The organism is Leptotrichia shahii (assembly GCF_008327825.1).
Classification (GTDB): domain Bacteria; phylum Fusobacteriota; class Fusobacteriia; order Fusobacteriales; family Leptotrichiaceae; genus Leptotrichia; species Leptotrichia shahii.
This window is the reverse complement of record NZ_AP019827.1, coordinates 848,186-864,552: the sequence shown is the minus strand read 5'-3', so window position 1 is coordinate 864,552 and position 16,367 is coordinate 848,186. Positions and strand designations below refer to the sequence as shown.

The following is a 16,367-nucleotide window of genomic DNA, read 5'->3' as shown; positions in this document are numbered from 1 at the left end:
TTTAATATTTTTTGAAAGAATCATTAGGTTATTTATCAAATATAACTCTTATATATTGTACTATAAAAAAATTGAAATATCAACGGCTTATAAAAAAATATAACCTTATAAACTTTTAATTTTATTAATTGTTTTTTGGTTATATTTATTTTTTTAATTTTAATAAAATTTAACAAGATATATTTCTAATCTAAGTAATTCAGTGCATATTTTCTAATTGCCTTTGCCACACCGTCATTTTCATTGCTATCAGTTTCATATTTTGCAGCTTTTTTAGCAAGTTCTGTGGCATTTTTCATTGCAACGCTATAATTTGCATATTCAAACATTTCTATATCGTTATTTCCATCTCCAATTGCCATTACTTCTTCTTGCTTTATTCCTAATTTTTCAGCAAGTTTTTTTAATCCAGTACCTTTGTTGTTGTCTTTCGGGAATACTTCATAAACATAAGACTGGCTTAAAACACCACTATATTTACTTTTTATAATATCTTCATTTTTTTCCTGAAAATCCGCCATTATTTCAGGATCTCCAAGAAACATTATTTTCATTATTTTATGTTTTCCGCTTTTTGCCTCTTCAAGACTTATATCTGTAATATTTGAAAAAACAAATCCAGCATCTTTAATAAGCTCATCTGTAGGTTTTCTGCCTATATTAAAATAATATGTATCATTTACTAAAGTAAAGTTTATATCATAACTTTCAGAAAATTTATATAAATATTCAATATCATCAGAAGTAAAATTTACTTGATCAATTAGTTTCCAGTCTTTTGTTTTATGAATAGAGCAGCCGTTATTCAAAATAACATATCCTTCTGAATCAAGTTCTGATAGCCCAAGTTCCTCATAAAACGGCAAAATTCCGTATAAAGGTCTACCAGTGCAAAGTACAATTTTTATCCCTGCTTCTATTGCCTCATGAATAGCTTCCTTTTGTGCCTTATCAATATGCTTTTTTTCATTGAGCAATGTTCCATCCATATCAATTGCAATTAATTTTATCATATTTTTTATCCTTTCATTTAATATTTTTTATATTAAATTATCAAAACCAAATTACATCAAAATTTTAACAAGATGAATATATGATTTTACTATAGTATATCTTAATTTTATGAAATATTCAATATATTGTTTTAAATTTATTGTTTAGCAAAGAAAGATATGAATAAGAAAAATAATTAATAACAAATATGGAGTTTTTCACAAGAATATTTTTATGCGATAACTCCATATAAAAAATTTTATTTAGTTCTTTATTTATTTCTAATAAAACCTATAATTATTGATTATCCGAGAAATCATAAGTATTGCTGGTTTCTTCTCTTGAATATTACTTTATAACTGATTTGTATTTATCTGAACATTCTATTTTCTGTAAGTTTTCATAAGTATATTTAACCTCTTATTATAAATTTCTCTCAGCTCGTTTTCTATCTCTTTCAGCTTTAAGAGCAAATGCAGCTGTATTTCCCAAATCTGCCTGTTCCATTAAATATGCATCATAATCATAATTATCTAAATCCTCAGAAGGATCATAATTATTGTCTACATCTGCACTATCTTTTACATATAATAATTTATCATTTACATAAATTGGATGATAACCTTTTGATTTCGCATATTTTTTAATGTCTTCATCTGTCATGGAATTAAGTGAATCATTAATAAATTTTTGAGCTAATATTGCTCTAGTTTTTTCATCAGCGTTATCCCAAACTTCAGCAAACGTTTTCGGCTTTTTTTTCCTTTGATTTTCGAGCCATTCTTTATGTTCATTTATAGATACCTGCACACATACATATATTCCAAGAAAAAACAGGATAATTTGCAATGTACTCCAAAATGAATTTTCATTTCTTTCAAATAATATTGCACTTGCTATGAACCAAATACTTACATAGGCTATTCTATTGAAAACACGAAAAAATTTATATTTTCTAAAACCTTCGTAATTTCCAAACAGAAAAAAATTCTCTTTTTCATTTTCTCCAATGTATGTGATAAAGCCTATTATTCCCAGCAATGCAAAAAATTGTAAAATTAATTTAATAAATCCCATTTTAAATCAAGTCCTTTCTATACATTATAATTTTTTCGCAATTCAGAAATTTCTTTTGATATTTCACTCATACGTTCAAGCATTTCTATTTTATCACCATATCTTGAGCCATCCCCCATTTGAAAAAACCATATTCAAATTGATTAAATTCCTCTTGAGCCTCTTCTATAATTTTTTCTTTTTCTTCTTCAGATAACTCTGTATTTGAATTAACTTTTTTTATTTTTTTCTCTCTTTCATTTTCTCTTGTAACATACTCACTATGTGCATCTTTTATTTTTTTAAATTCAGTGTTTAATTCCTTGTATTGAGCTAAGTCCTTTATAATAAATTTGTATATATTAAATACATTATATATTATATGTGAAATTAAAAATAAAATCAAATATATTATATATATATATATATATCATTAATTTAATATATGTTTAAATTTTAATTTAATGATAATATAATGAAATTTGTTAAGATAAAAACATGAATAAAGAATAAAAATATCAAAAAAGAAAATAAATCCCTTGAACAATTTAACAAATTGAAGTAAAATATAATAAGCAAAAAACTTTTTTAGAAAAATATAAAAAATAATTATAAAATTTTAGGAGGTAAAAAAATGGGAACACCACATATTGGAGCAACTAGAGGAGATATTGCAGAAACTATATTATTGCCGGGAGATCCGCTTAGGGCAAAATATATTGCAGAAACGTTTTTAGAGAATGTTGTTCAGTATAACAATGTTAGAGGAATGCTTGGATTTACTGGAACTTATAAAGGGAAGAAAGTGTCTGTTCAAGGAACTGGAATGGGAGTTCCTTCAATTGGAATTTATGCACATGAATTAATTGCAGAATTTGGAGTAAAAAACTTGATTAGAATTGGAACTGCTGGTTCTTATCAAAAGGATATAAAAGTGAGAGATGTCGTACTTGCGATGTCAGCTTCAACTGATTCAGCTATTAATAAACTTAGATTTAACGGAGCAGATTATGCACCGACTGCAAATGCCCAAATGCTTTTTAAAGCATACGAAATTGCAAAACAAAAAGGACTTAATGTAAAAGCTGGAAATGTATTTACAAGTGACACTTTTTATGGAGATGATCCTGAGGCTTGGAAGAAATGGGCAAAATTTGGAGTATTGTGTGTGGAAATGGAAACAGCACAGCTTTATACAACTGCAGCTAAATTGGGAGCAAATGCGTTGACTTTGCTTACGATAAGTGATTCGTTTATAACTCACGAAGTTACGAGCGCTGAAGAAAGACAGACTACTTTTAATGAAATGATCGAAGTTGCACTTGAAACTGCTATATCGCTTTAAGGAGGCAAAATGGAATTCTATAAAAGATTAATTATAAAAATTTTGGAACGTAGTTCGGTTGGTTCTGATAATAGAATTTTGAAAAAATTAAAAAGTGGTTACGATCTGACTCAACGGGAAATGGCTGAGCTGGAAGAATTATTAGAACATATTTTATAATAGATTTATTTTTAATAATTTAAAATAGACTTGTTAGGCAACTATATATAGAATTTGATAAATAAAATATTCTGACGCAAGGGGGTCTTGACCCCTTGTAGAGATAAAATACTTAGGTTATCAAACAGGTTTAACGAAAGGAAAGTAATAATGAAAATAGAAAATTTGTATCCTGAAAAAGTTTTTTACTATTTCAGTGAAATTTCAAAAATACCAAGAGGTTCAAGAAAAGAAAAGAAGGTTAGTGACTGGATTGTTGAATTTGCGAAGGAAAGAAATCTGGAAGTTATTCAAGACAAGGCGTTAAATGTATTAATAAAGAAACCTGCAACAGCTGGATATGAAGAATATTCGCCACTTATCCTGCAAGGGCACATGGATATGGTTTGGGAAAAAAATAAAAATACACAATTTGATTTTGAAACACAAGGAATTGAACTTGTTGTGGAAGATGGATACTTGAAGGCAAATGGAACAACACTTGGGGCAGATAATGGAATTGCTGTGGCTTATGCACTTGCAATACTTGACAGTAATGACTTGAAGCATCCAGCGCTTGAAATTATTATTACAACTGACGAAGAGGATGGAATGAGCGGAGTTAATAATCTTGACTTTGGAATTTTTTCTGGAAAGACTCTTATAAACTTAGATACTGAAGAATATGGACAAGTTTATGTGAGCAGTGCAGGTGGTGCGAGAATCCTTAATGAGTTTAATTTTGATGCAAAAAAACTTGAAGAAGATGATACTGTGATAAGTGTTGATGTGAAAGGGCTTCTAGGTGGGCATTCAGGTGCTGAAATTCATTTAGGATTAGGAAATTCAAATAAAATTTTGGCAGAAGTCCTGAATCACTTAAATAAAAAATATACTCTTGCAATAATGGACATTGATGGCGGTGAAAAAACTAATGCAATACCGAGAGAGGCTGTGGCGTTGCTGGCTGTGAAACTTGAAGATGAAAAAGTCAGCGATTTTGAAAGATTGGCAAAATTGGCTTTTGAAAATATAACAAAGGATTTTAAGATTATTGATAAAAATCCAGTTATTGAAGTGAAGGAAGTTAAAAAAGAAGAACTGGAAAATCAAGGAAAATTATCAATTTCCAATACAAATGCCGTTATTTCATTTTTTCACGAATTTCCAAATGGAGTTATTTCAATGAGCAAGGATATTGAGGGGCTTGTGGAAACTTCAATAAATCTGGGAGTTATAAAAACTGAAAATAAGGATGGGAAAATTTCTATAAAAATTCAGGCATTGCCAAGAAGTTCAGTGAACAAATCTCTTGAAAAATTACTAAATGATGTAAAGGAACTCTCTGAAAAATATGAAGTGGCTGTAAAAATAAATTCGCCATATCCATCTTGGGAATATCGGAAAGATTCAAAAATCCGTGACATTGTAGTAAATTCATTTAAGAAAATAACAGGAAAAGATCCTGAGATTAAGGCAATTCACGCTGGACTTGAATGCGGAATTTTTGATAATAATATGGAAAACGTTGATATTGTTTCAATTGGGCCTAATATTTACGGTGCTCACACTCCTGAAGAGAGAATGGAAATAGATTCAGTTGGAAAAACTTGGGAATTATTGCTAAAAGTTATGGAAGATTACAATATTAAATAAAAAATGAAAAATTAGAAGGAAATGTTAAATGAAAAAAGATCCAAGTAAACAAAAAGAAAAATTAAAAATAAACGAAATTATAGTAGTCGAAGGGCGAGATGACATAACAGCCATAAAACGAGTTGTAGATGCACACATTATCGTCTTAAACGGCTTTTCTGCATTATCTAAGAAAACAATAAATAAAATAGTTGAACTGTCAAAAAATAACGATTTAATTTTGTTCACAGATCCTGATTTTGCAGGGAAAAAAATTCGTGATACATTAAAAAGATATATTCCAAATATAAAACATGCTTTTGTAAGTCAAAAGGATGCTACTAAAAATAATAATATCGGAGTTGAAAATGCCAATGATGAAACAATTTTAGAGGCTTTGAAAAATGTTATTACAGCTAATCAAGATATCGAAAATAGGTTTGATATTAGTGATTTGATTGATAATGGACTTGTTTCTGGAAGTAATGCAAAAGAACGCAGAATAATGCTTGGAAACATATTAAAAATTGGCTATTACAATGCAAAACAGCTTTTGAAGGCTCTTAATTCATTTAATATTTCAAAAGAACAGTTTGAAGAAGCTGTTGAAGAAATAAATAGTCTGTCCTGATAATTGAAATTCGAGAATCGGGGTTGTAAGGGCATGGCATCAGATGCCCTTACGATAAAAAAATCAAATATGAATAAAATTGAATAAATAATTATTTAGTTAATTTTTTATAAGGACAACTAATTAAATGGTCATCAACTATTCCGATTGCCTGTAAGAAAGAATAAACGATTGTAGATCCAACAAATTTAAAGCCACGTTTTTTCAAATCTTTACTAATCTTATCGGATAATTCTGTAGTAGCAGGCACTTCTGATACGTCTTTCCAGTTATTAATAATTTGCTTATTATCTGTAAAATCCCAAATATACTTATCAAATGACCCAAATTCCTTTTGTACTTCCATAAATGCAAGGGCGTTTTTAACAGAAGCGGCTATTTTTAATTTATTTCTCACAATTCCTTGATTTTCAGCCAGTTCAGCCAACTTAGTTTCATCATATTTGGAAATTTTCTTATAATCAAAATTATCAAAAGCCTTTCTAAAATTTTCTCTTTTATTTAAAATAAGATTCCAGCTAAGTCCTGCCTGAAAGCCCTCCAATATTAGCATTTCAAAAAGATAATTATCATCGTGGGAAGGCACTCCCCATTCAGTATCATGATAGACAATGTCATTTTCAGATTTTGCCCATGGGCATCTAGTGTTTTTCATATTTTAAGCCTTTCAATTTTTTTTAGTTATATAAGTAAAATTATTTTAGATTTTAAATACGAATTAGGATTTAGCATATTTTAAATATTCATTTATAAACAAGTCAATATCTCCATCCATAACCTTTTCAACATTTCCCTCTTCTGCTTTTGTTCTGTGATCCTTTACCATTTTATAAGGCTGGAAGACATACGAACGAATTTGGCTCCCCCATTCAATTTTAGATTCCATTCCCTTCAATTCTGCCATTTCTTTTTCCCGTTTTTCCAATTCTAATTCAAATAATTTAGACTTTAAGATTTTCATGGCAGTTTCACGATTTTTTAGCTGTGAACGTTCATTTTGGCAAGTAACTACTGTATTTGTAGGAATATGTGTAATTCTAACAGCTGAATCTGTCGTATTCACGTGCTGCCCTCCAGCACCACTCGCTCTATAAGTATCAATCTTCAAGTCTTCTGGACGAATATTTATTTCAACATCATCTTCTATTTCAGGTGTAATATTTACTGCTGCAAACGAAGTATGCCGTCTGGCATTTGAATCAAATGGTGAAATTCTAACAAGTCTGTGAACTCCTTTTTCCCCTTTTAAATAGCCATAAGCATAATTTCCCTTTATGTTTAATGTGATACTTTTAATTCCAGCTTCTTCTCCAGCCAGACTGTCCAGCACTTCGACTTTGAAATTATGCCGATTTGCCCATCTGTCATACATTCTGTAAAGCATTTCAGCCCAGTCACAAGCCTCCGTTCCGCCAGCTCCTGAATTTATCGTAAGAATAGCATTGTTCATATCGTATTCTTCATCCAAAAGCAATTTTGTCTTAAAATTGTCAATTTCATTTTTCAAATCCTGCGACTTCTGCTCAAGCTCATTTTCAAACGAATTGTCCCCCATCTCAATAAACTCAATGATGGTAGAAACATCTTCAAAAAGCCCGTTTAAATTCTCGTATTCTTCAAGCAGCTTTTTCTTTGCACTAATAGTTTTTAATATTTCCTGACTATTTTCACTATTCCAGAAATCTGCCTCAAACGTCTTTTTCTCCAAATTATCAATTTCATTTTTTAAATTTTCAATGTCAAAGATGCCTCCTGATTTCTTCAATATCAACTTCATTTATTTCATTTTGTTTTTTTATTTCAAATAAATCCATATTTTTGCCTCTTTCTTTTTTTTAATTTTTATTTTTCTCAAAATTTTAGGAAAATATAAATATTAAAAGAAGCTGCTCTTTAAAAACAGCCTCTCTTTAAGTTTTTAGAAAACAAAAACTTTTTTATATTTTATTCAGATAATAATTATTTTCTTAGACCTTCAACAACTTTATCAGTTTCTTCATTATACCAAACTTCATTTTTTAATGGCTCTTCTTTAACATAAGATAAGATGTTATTAAATGTTGCTTCAGCAATGTTATCCAATGCTTCTTTTGTCAGGAATGCTTGGTGAGAAGTCAGCACAACATTGTTAAATGATAACAATCTAGCTAATAAATCATCTTCTAGCACACTTGCTGATTCATCTTCAAAGAAGTAGCTGCTTTCATTTTCATAAACATCAAGTCCAGCTCCACCAATTTTTTTATCTTTTAATCCTTCAACTAATGCTTCTGTATCAATTAATCCACCTCTGGCAGCATTAATAATAATAACACCGTCTTTCATCTTAGCAATAGTATCTTTGTTAATTGTGTGTCTTGTTTCAGGGAATAATGGGCAATGTAATGAAATTACATCAGATTTTTCAAATATTTCATCTTGTGTTACATAAGTGAAATTTTCTTCTTTTGCAGCTTGTTCGTTAGGGAATTTATCGTAACCAATAACTTTCATTCCTAATCCATTTAAAATTCTTATGAAAATTCTTGCTATTCTACCAGTTCCTATAATTCCAGCTGTCTTACCATTTAAGTCCATTCCAGTTAACCCTGCTAGGCTGAAATTTCCTTCTCTTGTTCTGTTATAAGCCTTGTGAGTTTTTCTATTTACTGACATAAGTAATGCCAATGCATGTTCAGCAACGGCATACGGAGAGTATGCGGGAACTCTTAAAACGGTAATTCTGTTTTCACGGGCAGCTTTCAAGTCAATGTTATTGTAACCAGCACATCTTGCCGCAATTACTCTAACTCCATTTTTTGAAAGTATATTCAATACTTTTGCATTTAAGTCATCATTTACAAATGTACATACAACATCTTGATATTTTGTAAGCATTACATTTTTTAAACTTAATTTTTCCTCAAAATAAGTAATATCAGCTCCAAAAGTTTCATTCCATTTGTCAAAAAATTCGATATCATAAGGTTTCGCATCAAAAACTACAATTTTCATTTCATATTCCTCCTAAAATTTATTATTACCTTCTATGTTCATTATAGCAAAAAAATAGATTAAGTCAAATAGTTTTATAATATTTTTATTTAATTTATTTTTTTGAAATTTAAATAAAATTTTTTTTGCTTTTATTTATTTTTTCAAGAAAATTTAGAAAAATAAAAATGACTCATTTCTGAGTCACTTAGATATTTTATTTTTTATTATTTTTATAATAGCTATCTCTTATTTCTTTTAAAATTCGCTTTGCTTTTTCATTTTCTTCCTTAGAGCGTCTTATTGCTTCCACATTTCCTTTTTTGTCGGATTTTATTATGATTTTATCTGTATTTCTAGGAACTTTAGATGGTATTGCCGCTTTGTTTCCGCTAAGATAACTTGCTCTTGCCTCTTTTAATGCCTTCTTTGCTTTTTTTATTTCTTCTGGAGTTAATTCGGGTTTTTCTTTAACTGCAACCTCAGGTTCAGGAGCGAAAACAGGACTTGCATTGGTAATTTTAACTTTTTCCTTTTTATCCTGTTTATCTTGCTCCCTTTGTAATTTTTGTTCTATAATTTTTTGCTTTCTTTCATTTTTTTCTTCTGTAATACGTTTTTGTCTTTCTTCTTTTTCTTGTTGAATTTGTCTTTCCCTTTCAGCTTTTTCCTGAGCTAATCTTTGTTCTCTCTCAGCTTTTTCCTTAGCCTTTTCAGCTTCAATTTGCTGTTTTTGGACTTTATAGTAATCTTCTCTTGCTTTTTCCAGTATCATTTGTGTACTAATTGCAAACAGCGGAATTCCTATGGCTAGAGCAGAAGTTATTATAATAATTTTTTTATTTTTCATAAGTTTTCTCCTAATATTTCAGTTTTAAATAAAAGTAAACTATATCAAACGACTATTTTCACATAGCCGAAAAAACAGTTACATCTTATTTAACGTAAGTTTATCACAATTTCTTTAGCTTTTCAATTTATTTTTACTTAGTATTCTTTTTGACATTATATTCAAAAAAGTTACTGATGTAATATTACAGGCATTCATTAATGAAAGACGGTTATCAATTTTAGGAAAAATAACAAAACTTTCAAAATAAAAAATTTTCAAAATCAAGCTGAATAATTTTTTTATTAAACCAAATATACAAATTACCTTGCTTTTTTAGCTAGAATATGGTATTCTTTGCTAGTAAAATCTTGAAATTTATTAAGAAAAATAGTATATTAAATAGAGTGGTTAAATTTTATAAAAAATAGGAGGTAATATGGCTTTAATTATACAAAAATACGGTGGAACTTCTGTTGCTAATGCAGAACGCGTGAAGGAAGTGGCTAAACGGGTTGTGAAGTATAAAAAAGCTGGACACGATGTAATTGTTGTTGTGTCTGCACCAGCTGGAAGAACTGATGCATTGGTAAAAAGAGCTTATGAACTTTCAGATAAACCGAACAAACGTGAATTTGATATGCTTTTAACTTCTGGAGAGCAAATTTCTATCGCATCACTCGCAATTGCAGTTGAGGAACTGGGAGAAAAGGCAGTCTCGCTAAATGCATTTCAAGTTAATTTTAAAACAACGCCTGTACATACAAAGGCAAAGATAATCGACATAGACACACAGATCATACAGGAAAAATTAGATGAAGGAAATGTAGTAGTATTTGCCGGATTCCAAGGAATTACCGAAAATAATGAAATTACTACGCTTGGACGTGGCGGTTCTGACACGACTGCTGTTGCTTTAGGAGCGGCGCTTGAGGCTGATGAAGTGGAAATTTATACTGATGTTGATGGAGTTTATACTGCAGATCCAAGAATCGTTAAAAATGCAAGAAAACTAAAAACAATTTCATATCAGGAAATGCTAGAACTAGCCGCTTCTGGAGCAAAAGTTCTACATCCAAGATCAGTTGAAATTGCTGCAAAATATGGTATAAAAATACATTTACGTTCATCATTTGATGATTCTGATGGAACAATTGTTCAAAAGAATGAAGAATTTCAAAAATTAGAAAATCAAAATATTGATACAGAAGGAGACGCTATGGAAAAAGTAAAAATTGCAGGTATAACATCTTCTAAGAACGAAGGGAAAATCACACTTTTTGGAGTGCCTGATAAACCAGGGATTGCCGCAAAGGTATTTTCTAGACTTGCAAAAGAAAAAATAAGCACTGATATAATTTTACAAAGTTCAAGTATTAACAAAGAATTAAATAACATTTCATTTACTGTAAAAATTGATGATTTAAAGGAAGCTGTGGCTATTTCAGAGCAAATTAAGGAAAGAATTGGAGCTGAAGGAGTTTCTTATAAAGAAAAAATTGCAAAAGTTTCTGTTGTTGGAATAGGTCTTAAGAGTCATTACGAAACTACTGCTGAAATTTTTGATACACTTGCTGAAAATGGTATAAACATTGATATGATTTCCTGTTCAGAAATTAATGTTTCCTGCATTATTCATGAAGATGATGTAAATAAAGCAGTAAATGCACTTCATAAAAGGTTTATTGAAAATGAGGATTAATTATAAATTATAATTTAAAATTTGACAAATAATTATTTGTTAATATAATGAATAATGAACAAATTATTGAATATATCTAAAACTATGAATTTAAGTTAAGAATATAAAAGAAAGGACTTTAGAAAATATGAAAATAGGAATCATTGGATTGGGAACTGTTGGTGAAGGAGTTCTTAAAGTGCTAACAAAAGAAAAGGAAAGCATTTTTGAAAAATCAAGAGCTGACATTGAAGTAAAATATGCGTGTGATTTAAATATAAATCGTGAATTTTCATTTGATTTTGACAAATCTATTCTTACAAATGACTATAAAAAAGTATTGAATGACCCTGAAATTAAAATTGTTGTGGAACTTATTGGCGGGGAAACTATCGCAAAGAAAATAATCATTGAAGCATTTCAAGCTAAAAAAAGTGTCGTTACAGCAAACAAGGCACTAATTGCGAAATTCGGAGTTGAATTATTTCAAATTGCTAAGGAAAATGGTGTATCATTCTTATTTGAAGCGGCTGTAGGCGGAGGAATCCCTATTGTTACACCTTTAATGGAAAGTTTAGTTGCAAATACAGTTACTGAAATTCGTGGAATTATGAATGGAACTTCAAACTATATTTTAACAAAAATGAAAGAAGACAACTTGTCGTTTGACGAAGCATTAAAAATTGCCTCTGAAAAAGGATATGCAGAAGCTGATCCTACATTTGACGTAGATGGAATTGATGCAGGACATAAAATTAACATTCTTGCCTCACTTGCCTATGGAGGCTCAATTAAATTTAAAGATATGCAATTATCAGGAATTAGAGATATTAGCACAGTTGATATTTTCTCTGCAAATAAACTAAATTTAACTATAAAATTAATCGCAAGTTCAAAATTATTATCTGATAAATCAGCACAAATTTCAGTTGAACCAACATTAATTCCAAATAATGAAATTTTGGCAAAAGTTGATGATGTTTACAATGCAATCGAAACAACAGGTTCTTATACAGATAAGACTTTATTTTACGGAAAAGGTGCTGGAATGGATCCAACTGCTTCAGCAGTAGTGGCTGACATTGTAAAAATTGTAACAAGAAATCACATTGAATCAGATTACTTCTTCAATTCTACAAAAGTATTTGAAATTGTAGATTCAAACACAGTAAAAGATTCTTACTATGTAAGAGTTTCAGATGATTTTGACATAGAAAATTCACCATTTGAACTAATAAATCAAATTGAAAATTACTACATTATTTTAGCAAATAATATTTCAAAAAATGAAATTAACGAAATTTTGAAAAATGCTAAAGAAAAACTTGTATTAAGAATTATGAAATAACAATTTATGTAATTTGGGACGTAATGTCCCTTTTTTATTAAAAAATATAAAAAACAGAAACTCCCTAAAATATTAAGTTCATTTCTGCTTTCTATTTTTCTAAAAATTATTTTTTATATTTAATACTATTTTTCGTTAAAATAATGGATTTACAGAATCTAGAACCCTTGCAAGTAAAAATATGTTTTCTTCTTTTCAAATGGGATTCAGTATAAATTTCTATTTCAAAATTTTCAAAATATCCTCAACAATCTGTTCTTTTGTAAGTCTATTTTCTTCAAAAAACACATCATAAGGAACTTCGTCAGTAAATTCTTTTTTAGCACCTACATTAAGCACTTTCATATCGGAAGTACCGTAGAAACTGGAAATTTTCGTTCCGAAACCACCTTCTTTTTGCCCACTTTCCAATGTAACCACTAATTTATGATTCCATTTTAACTCATTCAGCAAATTTTCATCAAGACCACTTATAAATCTAGGATTTATTAATGTTGCATCAATTCCAGCTTTTTCTTTTAACAATTCCTTCACTTCTTTACCTAATGCAAAAAATTCTCCCAATCCAATAATAGCCATATCAGTTCCTCTTTCCACAACTTTGTAGTTATTCAAGTTAGAATAATCTTTATCCACATCAGTTTCAGAGTGTTGAACTGCTCCACCAGGTACTTTTATAAATACTGGATTTTCATTTTGATCAATCGCCCAGTCAAGCATTGCTAAGTATTCTTCTTTTGTAGTTGGTGCCAAATACACGATATTCGGTATATTTGAAATCATCGGTATGTCAAAGTATCCCAAATGTGTTACATCATTCATACCTTTTAATGTTCCACCAAATACTAAGGTAGCTGTCGGTGCTTTATTTATTGCAATGTCATGAGATATTTGGTCGTAAGTTCTTTGAACAAAAGTACTAATTACGCCAAATACTGGTTTTGCACCATTTGTTGCCATTCCTGATGCAAAAGTAGTCGCATGTTCTTCGGCAATTCCAACATCAACATATTGTTTTCTCAATTTATCCAATTTTTCTCTTCTGTCTTTTGTAAATCCAAATCCCATAGGAACACCAGCATTAATAAATGTAACTGTCGGATCTTTTTCCATTTTATCTGTCAAGAAATCAAATGTTATTGTTCCAAATTCCTCTTTCGGTTCAGGCTTAGTTTTTGGTTCTCCTGTTATTGGATCAAAGTTTGCACTATAATGCCAAGGTTCTCTATCTTTTTCAGCATACGGCAACCCTTTCCCTTTTATTGTATAAATATGTAAAACTATTGGATGATCAATGTCTTTCACTTCTTCAAACACTTCAATCAATTTATTAATATCATGTCCATCAGCTAGATATCTATAATCTAATCCAAGCGATTTAAAGAAATTATTTGGTGCCTCACCATTACTTTCTCTTAATTCTCTTAAATTTTTATACAATCCACCGTGATTTTCTGCAATTGATTGATCATTATCATTTACAACAATTATTAAGTTTCCACCTTGTTCAGCCACATTGCTCAATCCTTCATAAGCAAGCCCTCCACTTAACGAACCGTCTCCAATTAAAGCAATTATATTTTCTTTAGCACCTCTCAAATCTCTAGCCTTTGCAAGTCCTGTCGCCAAGCTCACTGATGTCGAAGTATGTCCAACTTTAAAGAAGTCATGCTCGCTCTCATCTTGATCAGTATATCCGTTAACAATTTTAAATTTATCTTCATAAAGAAATCCGTCTTTTCTCCCAGTCAAAATTTTATGTGAATAAGCCTGATGCGACACATCAAACACAATTTTATCAATCGGTGAATTAAACACGTAATGCAAAGCAATTGTCATTTCAACCATACCAAAATTAGGTCCTACATGCCCTCCTTTGGGATAATTTGTCACTCTATTTAATAAAGCTTCTCTTATGTCAGCCGCTAATTCAACTAATTCTTCTCTTTTCAAATTTTTTAAATCTTTCGGCGAATTAACTTTTTCTAAGGCCATTCTTCCCTCCTAGTATTTATTCATGAATTTTTTTCAAAAATTTTCTGATTGAATTTTAGCAAATCTTTTTTATAATTTCAAATACTTTTTTCTTATATCTCACTATGTGTTTTAGTTATAACTATTGTGATAAATTTATTATTTATACTCGAAGCTATTTAAAATAGGACTATTAAAACTTATATAGATTTAGGATTTTAGTAAACTAGTCATAGTCTTTAAGTTTTGTTTTAAGGCAGTTTTACTATAAACAAAAAATAGTATAAATTACCTTACTGCAGAAAAAAAGATTTCAGAATTATATAAAAAATTCAAATTATTTTTTATGGAAAAAAGTTAAAATTGTTAGTGTGAATACTAGACGTGTTCGATAACTATATAAACTCAGAATTTAATAAAATAAATATTTTGAAGCAAGAGTTCTTGACTCCTTGTTACAGATAAAAAACTCAGGTTACCAAACATATCTATTATTAAAAATAGAAAAAATTATCAAAGTAATGAAAATATCAAGGAAATTCACTTGACAAGCGGAAGGAAATAATATATAATTAACTAATATGAGCCTTTCCCACAAAGGACCGTTATTCTATAAAATAGAGAATAAAAACAGGAGGAAACAAAGTGAGTAAATACACTGTAATGCAAAAAAAAGAAGAAGTTGTAAGAAACTGGTATGAGATAGACGCAGAAGGAAAAGTGCTTGGAAAACTAGCTACTGAAATCGCAGTAAGATTAATGGGTAAACATAAACCAAGCTACACACCACACGTTGATGGAGGAGATTTTGTTATCGTATTGAACGCTGATAAAATTGCTGTAACAGGAAACAAATTATTAGACAAAAAATATTACAGACATAGTGGATATCCAGGTGGATTGAAAGTAAGAAGTTTAGAAGAAATGTTACAAAAACAACCTACTGAAGTAATCAGAAAAGCTGTAGAAAGAATGTTACCTAAAAACAAATTAGGAAGCCAAATGATTAACAGATTGAGATTATTCACAGGAACAGAACATACACATACAGCACAAAAACCAGAAAGAATAGAGTTATAGGAGGTAAATTTTCGTGGCAGAAAAAATTCAATATTTAGGAACTGGAAGAAGAAAAACTTCAGTAGCAAGAGTAAGATTAGTACCAGGTGAAACTGGAGTAACAATAAATGGAAAAGATATGAGAGAATATTTTGGTGGAAGAGAAATCTTGGCTAAAATAGTAGAACAACCATTAGAATTAACAGAAACTTTAAATAAATACGGAGTAAAAGTTAATGTAAACGGTGGAGGAAACACAGGACAAGCTGGAGCAATCAGACATGGTGTTTCAAGAGCTTTGTTAGTAGCTGATGCTGAATTAAGAGGAGCTTTAAAAGAAGCTGGATTCTTAACAAGAGATTCAAGAATGGTTGAAAGAAAAAAATACGGGAAAAAGAAAGCAAGAAGAAGCCCACAATTCTCAAAAAGATAATTTTATTATTTTATATACCCTTGGAAACACTGGTTTTCAGGGGTTTTTATTTTGGAAAAAGTATGGAAAAGTATAGAAATGTATGCCTACAATATACACACAATATATAAAATACTATATTTTTTCTTATTTAAATTTTCAAGAGTTTGTTATATATTATAACTAGTTTTATCCGTCTTTTTTTGTTTATTTCATACTAAACCACATTTAAATAACGAATATTTAAATTTCTCGTTCTTAATATAGTTTCTATTTTCTATTGGGATTTAGTA

The 16,367-nt window shown here is 29.7% G+C and carries 16 protein-coding genes; 8 read left to right on the top strand and 8 right to left on the bottom strand.

The annotated features are described in order from the left end of the window. Positions 1 to 185 precede the first annotated feature (185 nt). From F1564_RS04060 to F1564_RS04050, 3 genes are all read right to left on the bottom strand, one after another. The gene (locus F1564_RS04060; RefSeq protein WP_018450214.1) at positions 186 to 1,013 is read right to left on the bottom strand and encodes a Cof-type HAD-IIB family hydrolase; all 828 of its coding nucleotides are present in this window, start codon (positions 1,011 to 1,013) and stop codon (positions 186 to 188) included. Between the two features lie 403 nt (positions 1,014 to 1,416). Beyond that, positions 1,417 to 2,070: a hypothetical protein gene (locus F1564_RS04055; protein WP_018450215.1), complete on the bottom strand. Its 654-nt coding sequence runs from the start codon at positions 2,068 to 2,070 to the stop codon at positions 1,417 to 1,419. 85 nt (positions 2,071 to 2,155) lie between these two features. Then, the gene (locus tag F1564_RS04050) at positions 2,156 to 2,455 is read right to left on the bottom strand and encodes a hypothetical protein (RefSeq protein WP_018450216.1); all 300 of its coding nucleotides are present in this window, start codon (positions 2,453 to 2,455) and stop codon (positions 2,156 to 2,158) included. A gap of 228 nt (positions 2,456 to 2,683) precedes the next feature. Here F1564_RS04050 and deoD point away from each other — a divergent pair, with 228 nt between their 5' ends. The 4 genes from deoD to rnmV all read left to right on the top strand — a co-directional run bounded on the left by deoD (position 2,684) and on the right by rnmV (position 5,798). Next, on the top strand, positions 2,684 to 3,394 hold the full coding sequence (gene deoD, locus F1564_RS04045; protein WP_018450217.1) for a purine-nucleoside phosphorylase: 711 nt from the start codon (positions 2,684 to 2,686) through the stop codon (positions 3,392 to 3,394). Between the two features lie 9 nt (positions 3,395 to 3,403). Next, a complete protein-coding gene (locus F1564_RS10170) occupies positions 3,404 to 3,553 on the top strand; it encodes a hypothetical protein (RefSeq protein ID WP_018450218.1) in 150 nt (49 codons plus the stop codon). A gap of 150 nt (positions 3,554 to 3,703) precedes the next feature. Then, positions 3,704 to 5,188, top strand: coding sequence for an aminoacyl-histidine dipeptidase (locus F1564_RS04040; RefSeq protein WP_018450219.1), 1,485 nt, complete (start codon positions 3,704 to 3,706; stop codon positions 5,186 to 5,188). Between the two features lie 28 nt (positions 5,189 to 5,216). Further along, a complete protein-coding gene (gene rnmV, locus F1564_RS04035; protein ID WP_018450220.1) occupies positions 5,217 to 5,798 on the top strand; it encodes a ribonuclease M5 in 582 nt (193 codons plus the stop codon). 91 nt (positions 5,799 to 5,889) lie between these two features. Here the strand turns inward: rnmV and F1564_RS04030 are convergent, their stop codons facing one another. The 4 genes from F1564_RS04030 to F1564_RS04015 form a co-directional block, all read right to left on the bottom strand. Beyond that, positions 5,890 to 6,453: a DNA-3-methyladenine glycosylase I gene (locus F1564_RS04030; protein ID WP_018450221.1), complete on the bottom strand. Its 564-nt coding sequence runs from the start codon at positions 6,451 to 6,453 to the stop codon at positions 5,890 to 5,892. 63 nt (positions 6,454 to 6,516) lie between these two features. Further along, a protein-coding gene (gene prfB, locus F1564_RS04025; RefSeq protein WP_232053395.1) for a peptide chain release factor 2 occupies positions 6,517 to 7,612 on the bottom strand; the annotation gives its coding sequence in 2 pieces (ribosomal slippage) (positions 6,517 to 7,539 and positions 7,541 to 7,612; 1,095 coding nt in all). Positions 7,613 to 7,757: 145 nt separating this feature from the next. Beyond that, positions 7,758 to 8,792: a 2-hydroxyacid dehydrogenase gene (locus F1564_RS04020; RefSeq protein ID WP_018450223.1), complete on the bottom strand. Its 1,035-nt coding sequence runs from the start codon at positions 8,790 to 8,792 to the stop codon at positions 7,758 to 7,760. 196 nt (positions 8,793 to 8,988) lie between these two features. Further along, complete coding sequence (locus tag F1564_RS04015; protein WP_018450224.1) at positions 8,989 to 9,621, bottom strand: hypothetical protein; 633 nt, start codon at positions 9,619 to 9,621, stop codon at positions 8,989 to 8,991. 418 nt (positions 9,622 to 10,039) lie between these two features. Here F1564_RS04015 and F1564_RS04010 point away from each other — a divergent pair, with 418 nt between their 5' ends. Together F1564_RS04010 and F1564_RS04005 are read left to right on the top strand one after the other, a co-directional pair. Beyond that, positions 10,040 to 11,302: an aspartate kinase gene (locus tag F1564_RS04010; RefSeq protein WP_018450225.1), complete on the top strand. Its 1,263-nt coding sequence runs from the start codon at positions 10,040 to 10,042 to the stop codon at positions 11,300 to 11,302. A 127-nt stretch (positions 11,303 to 11,429) separates the two neighbouring features. Then, positions 11,430 to 12,629 (top strand): homoserine dehydrogenase, encoded by a 1,200-nt coding sequence (locus F1564_RS04005; RefSeq protein ID WP_018450226.1) that lies wholly within the window; start codon positions 11,430 to 11,432, stop codon positions 12,627 to 12,629. A 219-nt stretch (positions 12,630 to 12,848) separates the two neighbouring features. Here the strand turns inward: F1564_RS04005 and F1564_RS04000 are convergent, their stop codons facing one another. Next, positions 12,849 to 14,624, bottom strand: a complete 1,776-nt coding sequence (locus tag F1564_RS04000; RefSeq protein WP_018450227.1) for a 1-deoxy-D-xylulose-5-phosphate synthase — start codon at positions 14,622 to 14,624, stop codon at positions 12,849 to 12,851. 624 nt (positions 14,625 to 15,248) lie between these two features. Between F1564_RS04000 and rplM the strand changes: the two genes are divergently transcribed. Continuing rightward, positions 15,249 to 15,683: a 50S ribosomal protein L13 gene (gene rplM, locus F1564_RS03995; RefSeq protein WP_018450228.1), complete on the top strand. Its 435-nt coding sequence runs from the start codon at positions 15,249 to 15,251 to the stop codon at positions 15,681 to 15,683. A 13-nt stretch (positions 15,684 to 15,696) separates the two neighbouring features. Then, on the top strand, positions 15,697 to 16,095 hold the full coding sequence (gene rpsI, locus F1564_RS03990; protein WP_018450229.1) for a 30S ribosomal protein S9: 399 nt from the start codon (positions 15,697 to 15,699) through the stop codon (positions 16,093 to 16,095). The last annotated feature ends 272 nt before the right edge of the window (positions 16,096 to 16,367 follow it).